The 12,891-nt window shown below is 68.3% G+C and carries 9 protein-coding genes; 3 read left to right on the forward strand and 6 right to left on the reverse strand.

Features of this window, described 5'->3' with window-relative positions; translation table 11 throughout:
* Window positions 1–21: 21 nt before the first annotated feature.
* Window positions 22–1,698: a (2,3-dihydroxybenzoyl)adenylate synthase gene (locus G6N54_RS13090; protein WP_163790517.1), complete on the reverse strand. Its 1,677-nt coding sequence runs from the start codon at window positions 1,696–1,698 to the stop codon at window positions 22–24.
* Between the two features lie 103 nt (window positions 1,699–1,801).
* Between G6N54_RS13090 and G6N54_RS13095 the strand changes: the two genes are divergently transcribed.
* Window positions 1,802–5,305 (forward strand): non-ribosomal peptide synthetase, encoded by a 3,504-nt coding sequence (locus tag G6N54_RS13095; protein WP_163790518.1) that lies wholly within the window; start codon window positions 1,802–1,804, stop codon window positions 5,303–5,305.
* A gap of 153 nt (window positions 5,306–5,458) precedes the next feature.
* Window positions 5,459–6,361, forward strand: a complete 903-nt coding sequence (locus tag G6N54_RS13100; RefSeq protein WP_163790519.1) for a TauD/TfdA dioxygenase family protein — start codon at window positions 5,459–5,461, stop codon at window positions 6,359–6,361.
* Here the strand turns inward: G6N54_RS13100 and G6N54_RS13105 are convergent.
* The 3 genes from G6N54_RS13105 to guaB form a co-directional block, all read right to left on the reverse strand.
* Window positions 6,358–8,097: a GMC family oxidoreductase N-terminal domain-containing protein gene (locus G6N54_RS13105; protein WP_163790520.1), complete on the reverse strand. Its 1,740-nt coding sequence runs from the start codon at window positions 8,095–8,097 to the stop codon at window positions 6,358–6,360. The genes G6N54_RS13100 and G6N54_RS13105 overlap by 4 nt on opposite strands.
* Before the next feature lie 135 nt (window positions 8,098–8,232).
* Window positions 8,233–9,360: a GuaB3 family IMP dehydrogenase-related protein gene (locus tag G6N54_RS13110; RefSeq protein WP_163794711.1), complete on the reverse strand. Its 1,128-nt coding sequence runs from the start codon at window positions 9,358–9,360 to the stop codon at window positions 8,233–8,235.
* A 14-nt stretch (window positions 9,361–9,374) separates the two neighbouring features.
* Window positions 9,375–10,964 (reverse strand): IMP dehydrogenase, encoded by a 1,590-nt coding sequence (guaB, locus tag G6N54_RS13115; RefSeq protein ID WP_163790521.1) that lies wholly within the window; start codon window positions 10,962–10,964, stop codon window positions 9,375–9,377.
* Window positions 10,965–11,115: 151 nt separating this feature from the next.
* On the opposite strand from guaB, the gene G6N54_RS13120 reads away from it, so the two are divergent.
* Entirely contained in the window at window positions 11,116–11,529 is a 414-nt protein-coding gene (locus tag G6N54_RS13120) for a DUF5319 domain-containing protein (protein ID WP_163790522.1), read from the forward strand.
* Between the two features lie 21 nt (window positions 11,530–11,550).
* Here G6N54_RS13120 and G6N54_RS13125 read toward each other — a convergent pair whose 3' ends face one another.
* Window positions 11,551–12,303 (reverse strand): anti-sigma-D factor RsdA, encoded by a 753-nt coding sequence (locus G6N54_RS13125; RefSeq protein ID WP_163790523.1) that lies wholly within the window; start codon window positions 12,301–12,303, stop codon window positions 11,551–11,553.
* Window positions 12,296–12,871: a sigma-70 family RNA polymerase sigma factor gene (locus tag G6N54_RS13130; RefSeq protein WP_085219641.1), complete on the reverse strand. Its 576-nt coding sequence runs from the start codon at window positions 12,869–12,871 to the stop codon at window positions 12,296–12,298. The genes G6N54_RS13125 and G6N54_RS13130 overlap by 8 nt, the downstream gene beginning before the upstream one ends.
* Window positions 12,872–12,891: the final 20 nt, after the last annotated feature.

A 12,891-nucleotide genomic window follows, 5' to 3' on the forward strand; every position in this document is an offset into this window, starting at 1 on the left:
ATTCCAAGTGCGCCAGCGCATTCATTCCTGCGTCAGGCTGACGACGATCTGCTTCTTGTCCACCTTGCCCACCGCGGTTTTCGGCAACGAACGCATGGCTTCCAGCACGTCCGGTTTGGCGTGGACCGAGACCCCGCGGCCGTCCAGGAAGCCATTGAGCTCGGCCAGGCTGACCGGCGCGCCCTTGAAACCGATTGCTGCACAGATCTTTTCACCGAGATACTGATCCGGCAGGGCGACGGCCGCCGCGTCGGCCACGGCGAGGTGGGCGTGCAGGTGCTCCTCGAGGTCGGACGCCGAGACGGTCTCGCCGCCCCGGTGGATGACGTCCTTGATCCGGCCGGTGACCTCGACGTAGCCGGCCCCCGGGCCGTCGGCGAGGATCCGCACCCGGTCGCCGCTGCGGTAAAAGCCGTCGGGGCTGAACGAGCGAGCGTTGGCCTCGTCGGCGCGGTAGTACCCGTTGATCGTGTACAGTCCGCGCACCAACAGCTCGCCCTCTTCGCCGGGGGCCACCTCGTCGCCGTTCTCGTCGACGACCTTCATCTCGTCGTCGGGCGACATCGGCCGGCCCTGCAGGTTGTCCACCACGTCGACGGGGTCGCCGGGCCGGGTGAAGTTCAGCAACCCCTCGGCCATGCCGAAGATTTGCTGTATGCCCGCACTCAGGTTCTCGCGGATGAACCGCGCCTCGTCGGGCAGCAGCCGTGACCCGCCGACCTGGACCACCCGCAGCGAGGTCGGCAGGACCGGCTCCCAATCGCAGGCCTGCGCCCAGAGCTTCGCGAGCGCGTTGACCAGACCGGTCACCGTGATCCGGTGCCGATCGATCAGGGCGAAGAAGGCCTCGGGGCTGGGATCGTCGGTGAAAACCGTCGGGGCGCCCACGGTCATCGCACCCAGCAACCCAGGGCACGCCAGCGGCAAATTGTGCCCGGCCGGCAGGACCACGAGGTAGGCGTCGTCGCCGGTCATCCCGTAGGCCGCCGCGCATGCCGACGCGTTGTAGCGGTAGTCGTCGTGCGTCCGGGCGATCAATTTGGGCAGCCCGGTGGTGCCGCCCGAGACCAGCAGCAGCGCAGGCAGGCCCGGATCCGGCGCCGGGTTTGCGCAGACGTCCCCGCCCGGGTGGTTCACCACGTCGGACCAGGCCTGGAAGTCGCCGGGTTCGCCGTCGACCAGCACCTTTGTCAATTGCGGCCGCTCGCGCACCAGTGCGGTGGCCATCTCGCGGTAATCGAAGCCGCCCACCTTGTCGGTGATCACCATCCCGACCGCGCCGCTGACGTCGGCGAAGTGACTCAGTTCGGCGGTCCGGTGGCCGGGCAGGCACATCACCGGCACCACCCCTGCCCGCAGCAAGCCGAACAGCGCCAGCGCGAACCGGCAGGAGTTGGGTAGCTGGAGCAGGACCCGGTCGCCGGCGGCAAACCCGAGGTTGGTCAGGCCGCCGGCGATGCGGTCGGCCAGTGCGTCGAACTCGGCGAAGGTGTAGCTGGCGTGGGCATCCGCGATGCCGCAGCGGTCCGGCCAGCGTTGCGCGGCCTCGCGCAAAATGGAGTCCAACGGCACCCCCGCCCAATAGCCGGCCCGCCGATAGGCGTCGGCGCGGTCGCTCGGGAACGGGACGAATCCCGTTGCGAGATCAACACTTTCGTTGTGGTTGAGCTCGGCATCGGGATGGAATCCGGTGCGCATCGCGGTTGGTGCCCTTTCAGGGTAATTTAAGTCCGCAAACAAATGTAGGGTAGCCTCCGCATAGTTAGGACAGCCTTCACTAATTGCTGAGAGGTTTCACACAATGGGTGGCGCCGCGACGAGCGCACTGAACGTCCGAGAGCAAGTGGCCGAATTGCTCGGCGTCACCCCCGACGCGCTAGACCCCGACGCCGACCTTATCGCCTCCGGACTGGACTCGATCCGGATGATGTCGCTGTCCGGGCGGTGGCGCCGGCAGGGCATCGACATCGGTTTCGCATCCCTGGCCGAGAACCCGACCGTCTCCGCGTGGACAAGGCTGGTGTCGACGCTGCGCGACGACGCGACCACCGATGAGCAGCCCGAAGCGATCGACGCGCACGACGATGGCGGCGGCGAGACCTTTGCGCTGGCGCCCATCCAGCACGCATTGTGGTTGGGGCGCAACGAAGAGCAGGCGCTCGGCGGCGTGGCCCCGCACCTCTATGTCGAGTTCGACGGCGCGGGCGTCGACCCGGAAAAGCTGCGCACCGCCGCGGCCGCGCTCGCCCGCCGCCATCCGATGCTGCGGGTGGAGATCCTGCCCGACGGCACCCAGCGGATCACCGACCGCACGCTACCGGTCGAGGTGGTCGACCTTCGTGACCTCGACACCGCCGCGGCCGAGCAGCGACTGGCCGAGATCCGGGACGCGAAATCCCATCAGATCCTGCACGGCGAGGTCCTCGAAATCGCGCTGACGCTAATCTCCGACGACCGCACCCGCCTGCACGTCGACATGGACATGTCGGCCGCCGACGCCGTCAGTTACCGCAACTTCATGGCCGACCTCGCCGTGTTCTACCGCGGCGGCGACCTGCCCGAACTGGGCTACACCTACCGGCAGTACCGGGCCGCGCTGACGGCGGCCAACCCGGTGTCCGAGGCGGACCGTCAGTGGTGGGCCGAGCGGATTCCGCACCTGCCCGAACCGCCGTCTCCCCCGCTGGTGCCGCCGTCCGAGCAGGCCAATCCGCGCCGCAACATCCGGCTCTGGCACTACTTCGACGCCGACATCCGCGAGGCGCTGTTGGCCGCGGCGCACAAGCGCGGCGTCACCCCGGCGATGGCGATCGCCGCGTCCTACGCCGGGACGCTGGCGCGTTGGTCGACCAACTCCCGTTTCCTGCTGAACCTGCCGATGTTCGGCCGCGAGCCGTTCCACCCCGACGTCGACAAACTCGTCGGCGACTTCACGACGTCGCTGATGCTCGACGTCGACCTCACCCAGGCGCCGACCGCCGCGGCCCGGGCCCGTGTCCTGCAGGAGTCGCTGCACGCCAGCGCCGCGCACTCCAGCTACTCGGGGCTGTCGATCCTGCGTGACCTGACCCGGCACCGCGGCATGCCGACGCTGGCGCCGTTCGTGTTCACCAGCGGGCTCGGGCTCGGCGACTTGTTCGACGGCGAGGTCACCGAACAGTTCGGCACCTGCGTCTGGCACATCTCGCAGGGGCCGCAGGTGTTGCTGGACTCCCAGGCCACCCCGTTCGACGGTGGCCTGCTGGTCAACTGGGACGTGCGCGCGGAGGCGTTCCGGCCGGGTGTGGCCGAGGCGATGTTCGCCTACCACGTCGCCGAGCTGATCCGGCTGGCCAACGACGACCACGCCTGGGAGGCACTCGACCCGCCCGCGCTGCCGGCCGAACAGCGCGCGCTGCGCGCCACCCGCAACGCCGTGACCACCACACCGAGCTCAGAAGCGTTGCACGACGGCTTCTTTCGATCCGCCGCCGCGCACCCCAAAGCACCCGCGGTATACAGCAGCCTGGGCGACCTCAGCTACGCGCAGTTGCGCGAGAAAGCCCTTGCCGTCGCCGCGACGTTGCGGGCGCGCGGACTGCGACGCGGCGATGCGGTCGCGGTGCTCGGCCCCAAGACCGCCGAGCAGATCCCGGCGCTGCTGGCCATCCATGCCGCCGGTGGCGTGTACCTGCCGGTCGGCGTCGACCAGCCGGCCGACCGCGCAGCCCGCATCCTGGGCGGCGCCGGCATCCACTCGGCACTGGTGTGCGGTCCCCGCACGCCCGGACTCGACGAACTGCCGGTTCCCGCGTTGACCGTGGCGGAAGCCATCGCGCAGGGCCAGCACGGCGCCGCCGGCACCGATCCGGCCGCCACCGATCCGGCCGACGTGGCGTATGTGCTGTTCACCTCGGGCTCCACCGGTGAACCCAAGGGCGTGGAAGTCAGCCACGACGCCGCGATGAACACAGTCGAATTCATCAACTCCCACTTCGAGATCGGCGCCGACGACCGCTGCCTGGCGCTGTCCACCCTGGAATGCGACATCTCGGTGCTGGACATCTTCGGCATGCTGCGCGCGGGCGGCTCGATCGTGGTGGTGGACGAGGAGCAGCGCCGCGATCCCGACGCCTGGGCGCGGCTGATCGAACAACACCAGGTCACCGTGCTGCACTGGTTGCCCGGCTGGCTCGAGATGCTGGTCGCGGTCGACTCGGGACGGATCTCGTCGGTGCGCGTGGTGCCCACCGGCGGCGACTGGGTGCGCACCGAGATGGTGCGCGCGCTGCGAGCCCAGGCGCCGCGGGTGCGCGTCGCCGGTCTGGGCGGCGCCACCGAGACGGCCATTCACAACACCATCTGCGAGCCCGGCGACCTGCCGCCGCATTGGGCTGCGGTGCCGTTCGGCCACCCGCTGCCGAACAACGCTTGCCGCGTGGTGGCGGCCGACGGGTCCGATTGCCCGGACTGGGTTCCCGGCGAGTTCTGGGTCGGCGGACGCGGCATCGCCCGCGGCTATCGCGGCCGCCCGGACCTGACGGACGACAAGTTCGTCGCCCACGACGGCAGGAACTGGTATCGCACCGGCGATTTGGCGCGGTATCTGCCCGACGGGACATTGGAGTTCGTCGGCCGCGCCGACCACCGGGTCAAGATCAGCGGCTATCGGGTCGAACTCGGCGAGGTCGAGGGTGCACTGAACCGGCTGGAATCGGTGGACGGCGCGGTGGCCGCGGTGATCCCGGTCGCCGGGGACGCCAAGCGCGAGCAGCTGGCCGCGTTGGTGCGGGTCGTCGATCCCGCGTTGACGCCGTCGCAACTCACGGCCGCGGTCTCCGGATTCGTTCCCCCCCACACGGTTCCCGACCTCGTCGTGCTGGTCCCCGAGATTCCCTACACGGTCGGCGGCAAGATCGACCGGAAGGTGGCGGGCGAGCTCCTCGCGCGCGCCGTGCGGGAGCGCGCCGCCGAGACCGCGACGGGTCAACGGGCCGCGTCGACGCCGTTGGAACGGGCACTGGCCGAAATCACCGCCGGCCTGCTGCGGGTAGGTTCGGTGAGCGCCGACGACGACTTCTTCGGCCTCGGCGGCGATTCGGTGCTGGCCACGCAACTGGTGGCCCGCGTGCGCGCCTGGCTGGACACCCCCACCGTGATGGTCGCCGACATCTTCGCCGCCCGCACTGTGTCGACACTGGCCGCGTTGCTGGAGGGCCGCGAACCGGGCAGCGACCGACTGGCCCAGGTGGCCGAGGTCTACCTCGAGGTGGCGAAGATGGAGCAAGCCGAGGTGGCCTCCGCACTGGACTCCACGGCGTCCTGACAACAGGTAACTTCACCGAATTCCCGGTCTGAACTGCCGCTTTGCGGCAGGAATCTGTCATGTCATGACCCCTTGCCCAATCTGTAGCCACTCGACTACACTCGCGGTTAGTCAATTGACTACACCCGACGTTTTCAAGCGAGGACGACAGCCATGACAGACCAGATAACCGTCACCAAGCTGGGCAGCCGGATCGGCGCTCGGGTCGACGGGGTGCACCTCGGCGGCGACCTACACCCGGAGGCCGTCGAGGAGATCCGCCGGGCGTTGCTGATCCACAAGGTCATCTTCTTCCGCGGCCAGCACCACCTCGACGACCAGCAGCAGCTGGCATTCGGTGGGTTACTGGGCACGCCCGTCGGCCATCCGGCTGCCGGTGCGCTCGCGGCCACGGGTGCGCCGGTCATCACGCCGATCAACTCGGAGTACGGCAAGGCCAACCGCTGGCACACCGACGTCACGTTCGCCGCGAACTACCCGGCGGCCTCGATCCTGCGGGCGATCACCCTGCCCCGCTACGGCGGATCGACGCTGTGGGCGTCGACGGTCGCGGCCTACGACGACCTGCCAGAACCGTTGAAGTGCCTCGTCGAAAACCTGTGGGCAGTGCACACCAACCGCTACGACTACGTGACCGCCGAAGCCGTCCTCTCGATGAGCGACGCGCAGCGGGCGTTTCGGCAGGCGTTCGAGCAGCACGAATTCCAGACCAAACACCCGGTGGTGCGGGTGCATCCGGAGACCGGTGAGCGCGCACTGATCGCGGGCAACTTCGTGCGCAACTTCGTCGGCCTGGACAGCCACGAGTCAAGCGCGCTGCTGGAACTACTGCAAAAGCGAATCACCAAGCCCGAGAACACGATTCGCTGGCACTGGGAGGCCGGTGACGTCGCCATCTGGGACAACCGCGCGACCCAGCACCGGGCGATCGACGACTACGACGACCAGAAGCGGCTGATGCACCGCGTCACCCTGATGGGCGACGTGCCGGTCAACGTGCACGGTGAGCGCAGCACGGTGGTCAAGGGTGCGCCGCTCGAGGTGATCGCGAGCTAGCCCGCCGTCGAGCTGACCGGGTCGATCGGCAGCCAGCGCAGCGCGCCGGGCGCATCGGCCGGCACCACGGGGTGCTTGGGCGCGATCGGCTCCAGCCGGCGGTAGGAATCGCCCTGCCGCGGCCGAAGGTCGGTCTCGCCCTTGTTCGGCCACAGCGAGGCGGCCCGCTCGGCTTGCGCGGTGATCGACAGCGACGGATTGACACCCAGATTCGCCGAGATCGCGGCGCCGTCCACCACCAGCAGCGACGGATAGCCGTAGACGCGGTGATAGGGGTCGATGACTCCGCTCTCGGGGCTGTCGCCGATCACCGCGCCGCCGAGGAAGTGCGCGGTCAGCGGGATGTTGAACAGTTCACCCCAGGTGCCGCCGGCGACTCCGTCGATCTTGTCCGCGATGCGGCGGGTGACCTCGTTGCCCACCGGGATCCACGACGGGTTCGGCTCGCCGTGCCCCTGCTTGCTGGAATACCACCGGATGCCGAGCTTTCCGCGCTTGGTGAACGTGGTGATCGAGTTGTCCAGGTGTTGCATGACCAGCGCGATCACCGTGCGTTCGCTCCACCGGCTGGGATTGAGCAACCGCAGCATCTTGCCCGGATCCTCGCCCGCGTTGTCCAGCAGCTGCCGCCAGCGCGGCACGTCGGTGCCCTGCGGTCCCGGACCGTCGGTCATCAGGGTCTGCAGCAGCCCCATCGCGTTGGAGCCCTTGCCGTAGCGCACGGGTTCGATGTGGGTGTCGGCGGTCGGGTGAATCGACGAGGTGATCGCCACACCGTGGGTGAGATCCAGGTCCGGCGAGACCTGCAACCGTCCGGCGCCGACGATCGACTCGGAGTTGGTCCGGGTCAGCACGCCCAAACGTGTTGAGAGACGGGGCAATCGGCCCGTATCGCACATCTTGAACAGCAGATGCTGGGTCCCCCAAGTGCCGGCGGCCAGGATCAGGTGGCTCGCGGTATACGTGCGCCGGTCGCGGCGCAGCCAGCTTCCGGTGCGAACGGTGCGGACCTCCCACAACCCGTCGGAGCGTTGCTCAAATCTCTTCACCGTTGTCATCGGAATAACTTGTGCCCCAGCCGATTCCGCCAGACCGAGGTAGTTCTTCAGCAGCGTGTTCTTGGCGCCGAAGCGGCAGCCCGTCATGCAGCAGCCGCATTCCAGGCAGCCGGTGCGGTCCGGGCCCGCGCCGCCGAAGAAGGGATCCGGCACCGTCTTCCCGGGCGTCTTGGTGCCGTCGGGACCGAAGAACACCCCGACCGGGGTGGGCACGAAGGTGTCACCGCAGCCCATTTCGTCGGCGACCTCTTTGACGATCCGGTCGGCGTCGGTGAAGGTTGGGTTCTCGACCACGCCCAGCATTCGCTGCGCCTGCCGGTAGTGCGGCATCAGCTCGCTGCGCCAGTCGGTGATGTGCTTCCACTGCTGGTCGTTGAAGAAGGGATCCGGCGGCACGTAGAGCGTATTGGCGTAGTTCAGCGATCCGCCGCCCACCCCGGCGCCAGCCAGGATCATCACGCTTTTCAGCGGGTGAATCCGCTGAATCCCGTAGCAGCCCAGCCTGGGCGCCCAGAGGAACTTGCGTAGATCCCACGACGTCTTGGCGAACTCGTCGTCGGCGTAGCGGCGACCGGCCTCCAAAACGCCTACGCGGTAACCCTTTTCGGTCAACCGCAGCGCGCTGACACTGCCGCCGAACCCCGAACCAATGATCAGGACGTCATAATCTGGCTTCATCCCCACCAGTATGAACTTACCGGCCAGTAACGAGGAAGCCCCTAAATGCCGAATACCCGGCCTTCGCCGAGCGTGAAGGTAGTTTCACGGTCGGCGCCCAGCGTGAAGTTGAGTTCACGTTCGGCGTCCGCACGGTCAGATCCCGACGGTCAGGCCGACCTTCTGGAATTCCTTGAGGTCGCAGTAGCCGGCCTTGGCCATCGATCGGCGCAGGCCACCGACCAGATTGAGGCTGCCGAACGGTTCGTCGGACGGCCCGTTGAGCACCTGCTCGAGCGGCGGCCGCTCCCCTACGGCAATCTGCAGCAGCGCCCCGCGCGGCAACGACGGGTGCGCCGCCGCGGCCGGCCAGAACCAGCCACCCCCGAGCGCCTCGTCGCTTTCGGCTAACGGGGTGCCCAGCACCACCGCGTCGGCACCGCAGGCGATGGCCTTGGCCAGCTCGCCGGACGTGTGGATATCGCCGTCGGCCAGCACGTGCACGTAGCGGCCGCCGGTCTCGTCGAGGTATTCGCGGCGCGCGGCCGCGGCGTCGGCGATCGCGGTGGCCATCGGCACACTGATGCCCAGCACCTCGTCGCTGGTGGTCACGCCGCGGGTGGAGCCGTAGCCGACGATGACGCCGGCGGCACCGGTGCGCATCAGGTGCAGGGCGGTGCGGTGATCGAGCACGCCGCCCACCACCACCGGCACATCGAGTTCGGAAATGAAGCTCTTCAGGTTCAGCGGCTCGCCGTTGGAGGCGACGCGCTCGGCCGAGACGATGGTGCCCTGGATGACCAGCAGGTCGATGCCGGCCTGTAGCAACACGGGCGTCAGTGCCTGCACATTTTGCGGGCTGACGCGCACCGCGGTGGTCACCCCGGCCTCGCGGATGCGGGCCACCGCGGCGCCCAGCAGGTCCGGGTTCAGCGGCGCGGCGTGCAGTTCCTGCAGCAGCCGGATCGACGCCGACGGTTCGGGCTCCTTTTCGGCGGCCTCGACCAGCTGCGCGATCTTGGCCTGCACGTCGGCGTGCCGGCCGATCAGGCCCTCGCCGTTGAGCACGCCCAACCCACCGAGCCGGCCCAGCTCGATCGCGAACTCCGGCGACACCAACGCGTCGGTCGGCTGCGCCACCACGGGGATCTCGAACCGGTAGGCGTCCAGCTGCCAGGCGGTCGATACGTCTTGCGACGAGCGGGTGCGCCGAGACGGGACGATGCTGACTTCGCTGAGCTCGTAAGTGCGACGGGCGACTCTGCCCATCCCGATCTCGACCATGTTCAGTTCGCTGCTCACCGCGCGTAGTAGTTCGGTGCTTCGACGGTCATCGTGACGTCGTGGGGATGGCTTTCCTTGAGCCCGGCCGACGTGATCCGGACGAACTGGGCCTGCTGCAGCACCTCGATGGTGGGCGAACCGGTGTAGCCCATCGCGGCGCGCAGCCCGCCGGTCAGTTGGTGGATCACCGACGACAGCGGGCCGCGGAACGGGACCCGGCCCTCGATGCCCTCGGGCACCAGCTTGTCCTCGGAGAGCGCGTCGTCGGCGAAGTACCGGTCCTTGGAGTAGGACTTCGCCCCGCTGCGACCAGCCATCGCGCCCAGCGACCCCATGCCGCGGTAGCTCTTGAACTGCTTGCCGTTGACGAAGATCAGCTCGCCGGGCGCCTCGGCGGTGCCGGCCAGCAACGAGCCCAGCATTGCCGTCGATGCGCCGGCGGCCAGCGCCTTGGCGATGTCACCGGAGTACTGCAGTCCGCCGTCGGCGATGACCGGCACGCCGTGCGGTCCGCAGGCCGCGACGGCTTCCAGGATCGCCGTGATCTGAGGGGCGCCGACGCCGGCGACCACCCGGGTGGTGCAGATCGAGCCCGGTCCCACCCCGACCTTCACCGCGTCGGCACCGGCCTCGACCAGCGCCAGGGCGGCCGAGCGGGTCGCGACGTTGCCGCCGATGATCTCGACCTTTTCGCCGACTTCGGCCTTGAGCTTGCCGACCATGTCGAGCACCGTGCGGTTGTGGGCGTGCGCGGTGTCCACGATCAGCACGTCTGTCCCGGCGTCGACCAGCATCATCGCGCGGACCCAGGCATCGCCGCCGACTCCGACGGCGGCGCCCACCAGCAGCCGGCCGTCGCTGTCCTTGGTGGCCAGCGGGTGTTGTTCGGTCTTGACGAAGTCTTTGACGGTGATCAGCCCGGTCAGCCGGCCGTGGCCGTCGACGACCGGCAGCTTCTCGATCTTGTTGCGGCGCAACAGGCCCAGCGCCGCGTCGGCGGTGACACCCTCACGGGCGGTGATCAGCGGGGCCTTGGTCATCACCTCGGCGACCGGCCGGGTCTGGTCCACCTCGAAGCGCATGTCGCGGTTGGTGATGATGCCGACCAGCGCGCCGGAGTCGTCGACGACGGGCAGGCCGGAGATCCGGAATCGGGCGCACAGCGCGTCGACCTGGGCCAGCGTGTTGTCCGGGCGGCAGGTGACCGGGTCGGTGACCATGCCGGCCTCTGACCGCTTCACCATTTCGACCTGGCCGGCCTGCTCGGCGACCGGCAGGTTGCGGTGCAGCACGCCCATGCCGCCGGCCCGGGCCATCGCGATGGCCATCCGCGACTCGGTGACGGTGTCCATCGCGGAGCTGACCAGCGGCACCCGGAGCCGGATCTTCTTCGTTAGCTGGCTCGAGGTGTCGGCCGTGGCGGGAACCACATCGGACGCCGCGGGCAGCAGCAACACATCGTCGTAAGTCAGGCCCAGCATCGCCACCTTGTGCGGGTTGTCTCCCCCGGTGGGCACGGCTTCGTCGGCCAGACCGCCGACGCGCAGGTAAGGGCTTGCGACCAGGTCGGAGCTGTCTTCGAGGTGGGACGTGCCACGGGACATCAGTGAAACCCTCCATGCGCGCGCGGAGCGAGAAACCCATCCTATCGGTCCTGGCCGTCGGGGAGTCGCACCTGCTGGCGTGCCGCATCAGCCAATCGGCACGCGGCCTTCCTGCTGGCGTTACCACGGCCTGGCTGCGTAGGCTAGGGGCGTGCGTGACCACCTCCCCCCGGGTTTGCCACCCGACCCTTTCGCGGACGACCCATGTGACCCGTCGGCGGCGCTGGACGCCGTCGAGCCTGGACAACCGCTGGATCAACAAGAGCGCATGGCGGTAGAGGCGGACCTGGCCGATCTGGCCATATACGAAGCACTGTTGGCGCACAAGGGAATTCGCGGACTTGTGGTCTGTTGCGACGAGTGTCAGCAGGACCACTATCACGACTGGGACATGTTGCGGGCCAACCTGCTGCAGCTCCTGATCGACGGCACCGTCCGCCCGCACGAGCCCGCTTACGACCCGGAGCCGGACGCCTACGTCACGTGGGATTACTGCCGGGGCTACGCCGATGCCTCGCTCAACGAAGCGACGTCAGACGCCGACGGATTTCACCGTCGCCACTGAGCGGTTCACCTGCCCGTTTTCCTAAGGCGTAATGCTGGGCGCAACCGACCAATGATGCCGATGGCCCGAAGCAGGGCTCGGTGTTGGACTGGGCACCGATGGGGTTGTGCTCGGGCTGATTGCCTTTGGAGCCACCGCCGGTGCGGTCGAGACGACGGAGTTAGGCGCCGGCGCGGCCGGCGGGAGCGTCGCATTCGGATCGCGCGAATCGACCTTCGCGTTCAGCAGATCGATCTCGTCCAGCAGCTCTTTTCGGCCGGCGCTGTCGTTCAACGACTGCACGGTGCTGCTGACTTCCGCCAGCTGATTCTCGGCCTGGGTCCATTGCCCCTTGTCGATCAGTTGCTGCACCTTCGCCAGGTCGGCCTTGGCGGACAACATCGTCTGGTTCTGATTGACCCGGGGCTCGTCGAAGAACATCGAATGAAGGCCGTAGAGCGTCCCACCCGGACGCGCCTCGACCACCATGGCACCGAACCCGCTCAGCGCGATCAACGTCGCAGCCACCGAGGCGACCGTTGCCAGGCCGCGCCGGCTGCGCCGCTGCTCGATCATTCCGGCGCGCAGCGCACCGACGGCTTCCTCCGGGGAAACCAGCGCACTGGCCGGTGGCCAGCGCAGGTCGTCGCGCCAGTCCCCCAGCAGCGTGGCCAGCGCGTCGTCGTTGGGGTCGTCGACGTCGATCGGCTGACGGTCCGCCAGCGCGTCGAGAAGAAGATCCGTCCGGCTCAATTTGTCGAGCCCGGGTCGGTCTGTGAAACCAGATTCAGGCATAGTCCCCCGCCGCAACCATCTCGGATTTGAGCCGCGACAAAGCTCGGTGCTGAGCTACCCGTACGGCTCCTGGTGTCGCGCCGACGGCGGCGGCGGTCTCTTCGGCAGACAGGCCGACGACGACGCGAAGGATGAGAATCTCACGCTGCTTGGCGGGCAGGATGTCGAGCAATTCGTTCATGCGGCTGACCGAATCTGCTTCCAGGGCCCGCTGCTCGGGGCCCGCCTCGGACGACCAGCGCTCGGGAACGGATTCGGACGGATAGGCGAGATCACGGCCTGCCGCGCGATGGGCGTCGGCCACCTTGTGCGCCGCAATGCCGTACAGGAAGGCCAGAAAGGGGCGTCCTCGATCGCGGTAACGCGGCAAGGCCGTCAGAGTCGCCAAGCAGACCTCCTGAGCCACATCGTCGGCTGTCAGGCCACCCCGCTCGACTGTGCCGACTCGCGCCCGGCAATATCGCACCACAATCGGCCGGATGGTCTCCAGCACCTCCCGTAGGGCGTTTCCGTCTCCCGCTACGGCCTCCGCAACCACAGCGTCGAGACGTTCACCTTGAATTGTCATCGACGGCGGTATCTCCAACG

The organism is Mycobacterium stomatepiae (assembly GCF_010731715.1).
GTDB classification, from domain to species: domain Bacteria; phylum Actinomycetota; class Actinomycetes; order Mycobacteriales; family Mycobacteriaceae; genus Mycobacterium; species Mycobacterium stomatepiae.

What these genes read in the sequence shown, in the direction of transcription:
- G6N54_RS13090 (WP_163790517.1), bottom strand. Translation starts at nt 1,698, where the DNA reads ATGCGCACCGGATTCCATCCCGATGCCGAGCTCAACCACAACGAAAGT.
- G6N54_RS13095 (WP_163790518.1), top strand. Translation starts at nt 1,802, where the DNA reads ATGGGTGGCGCCGCGACGAGCGCACTGAACGTCCGAGAGCAAGTGGCC.
- G6N54_RS13100 (WP_163790519.1), top strand. Translation starts at nt 5,459, where the DNA reads ATGACAGACCAGATAACCGTCACCAAGCTGGGCAGCCGGATCGGCGCT.
- G6N54_RS13105 (WP_163790520.1), bottom strand. Translation starts at nt 8,097, where the DNA reads ATGAAGCCAGATTATGACGTCCTGATCATTGGTTCGGGGTTCGGCGGC.
- G6N54_RS13110 (WP_163794711.1), bottom strand. Translation starts at nt 9,360, where the DNA reads ATGGTCGAGATCGGGATGGGCAGAGTCGCCCGTCGCACTTACGAGCTC.
- guaB (WP_163790521.1), bottom strand. Translation starts at nt 10,964, where the DNA reads ATGTCCCGTGGCACGTCCCACCTCGAAGACAGCTCCGACCTGGTCGCA.
- G6N54_RS13125 (WP_163790523.1), bottom strand. Translation starts at nt 12,303, where the DNA reads ATGCCTGAATCTGGTTTCACAGACCGACCCGGGCTCGACAAATTGAGC.
- G6N54_RS13130 (WP_085219641.1), bottom strand. Translation starts at nt 12,871, where the DNA reads ATGACAATTCAAGGTGAACGTCTCGACGCTGTGGTTGCGGAGGCCGTA.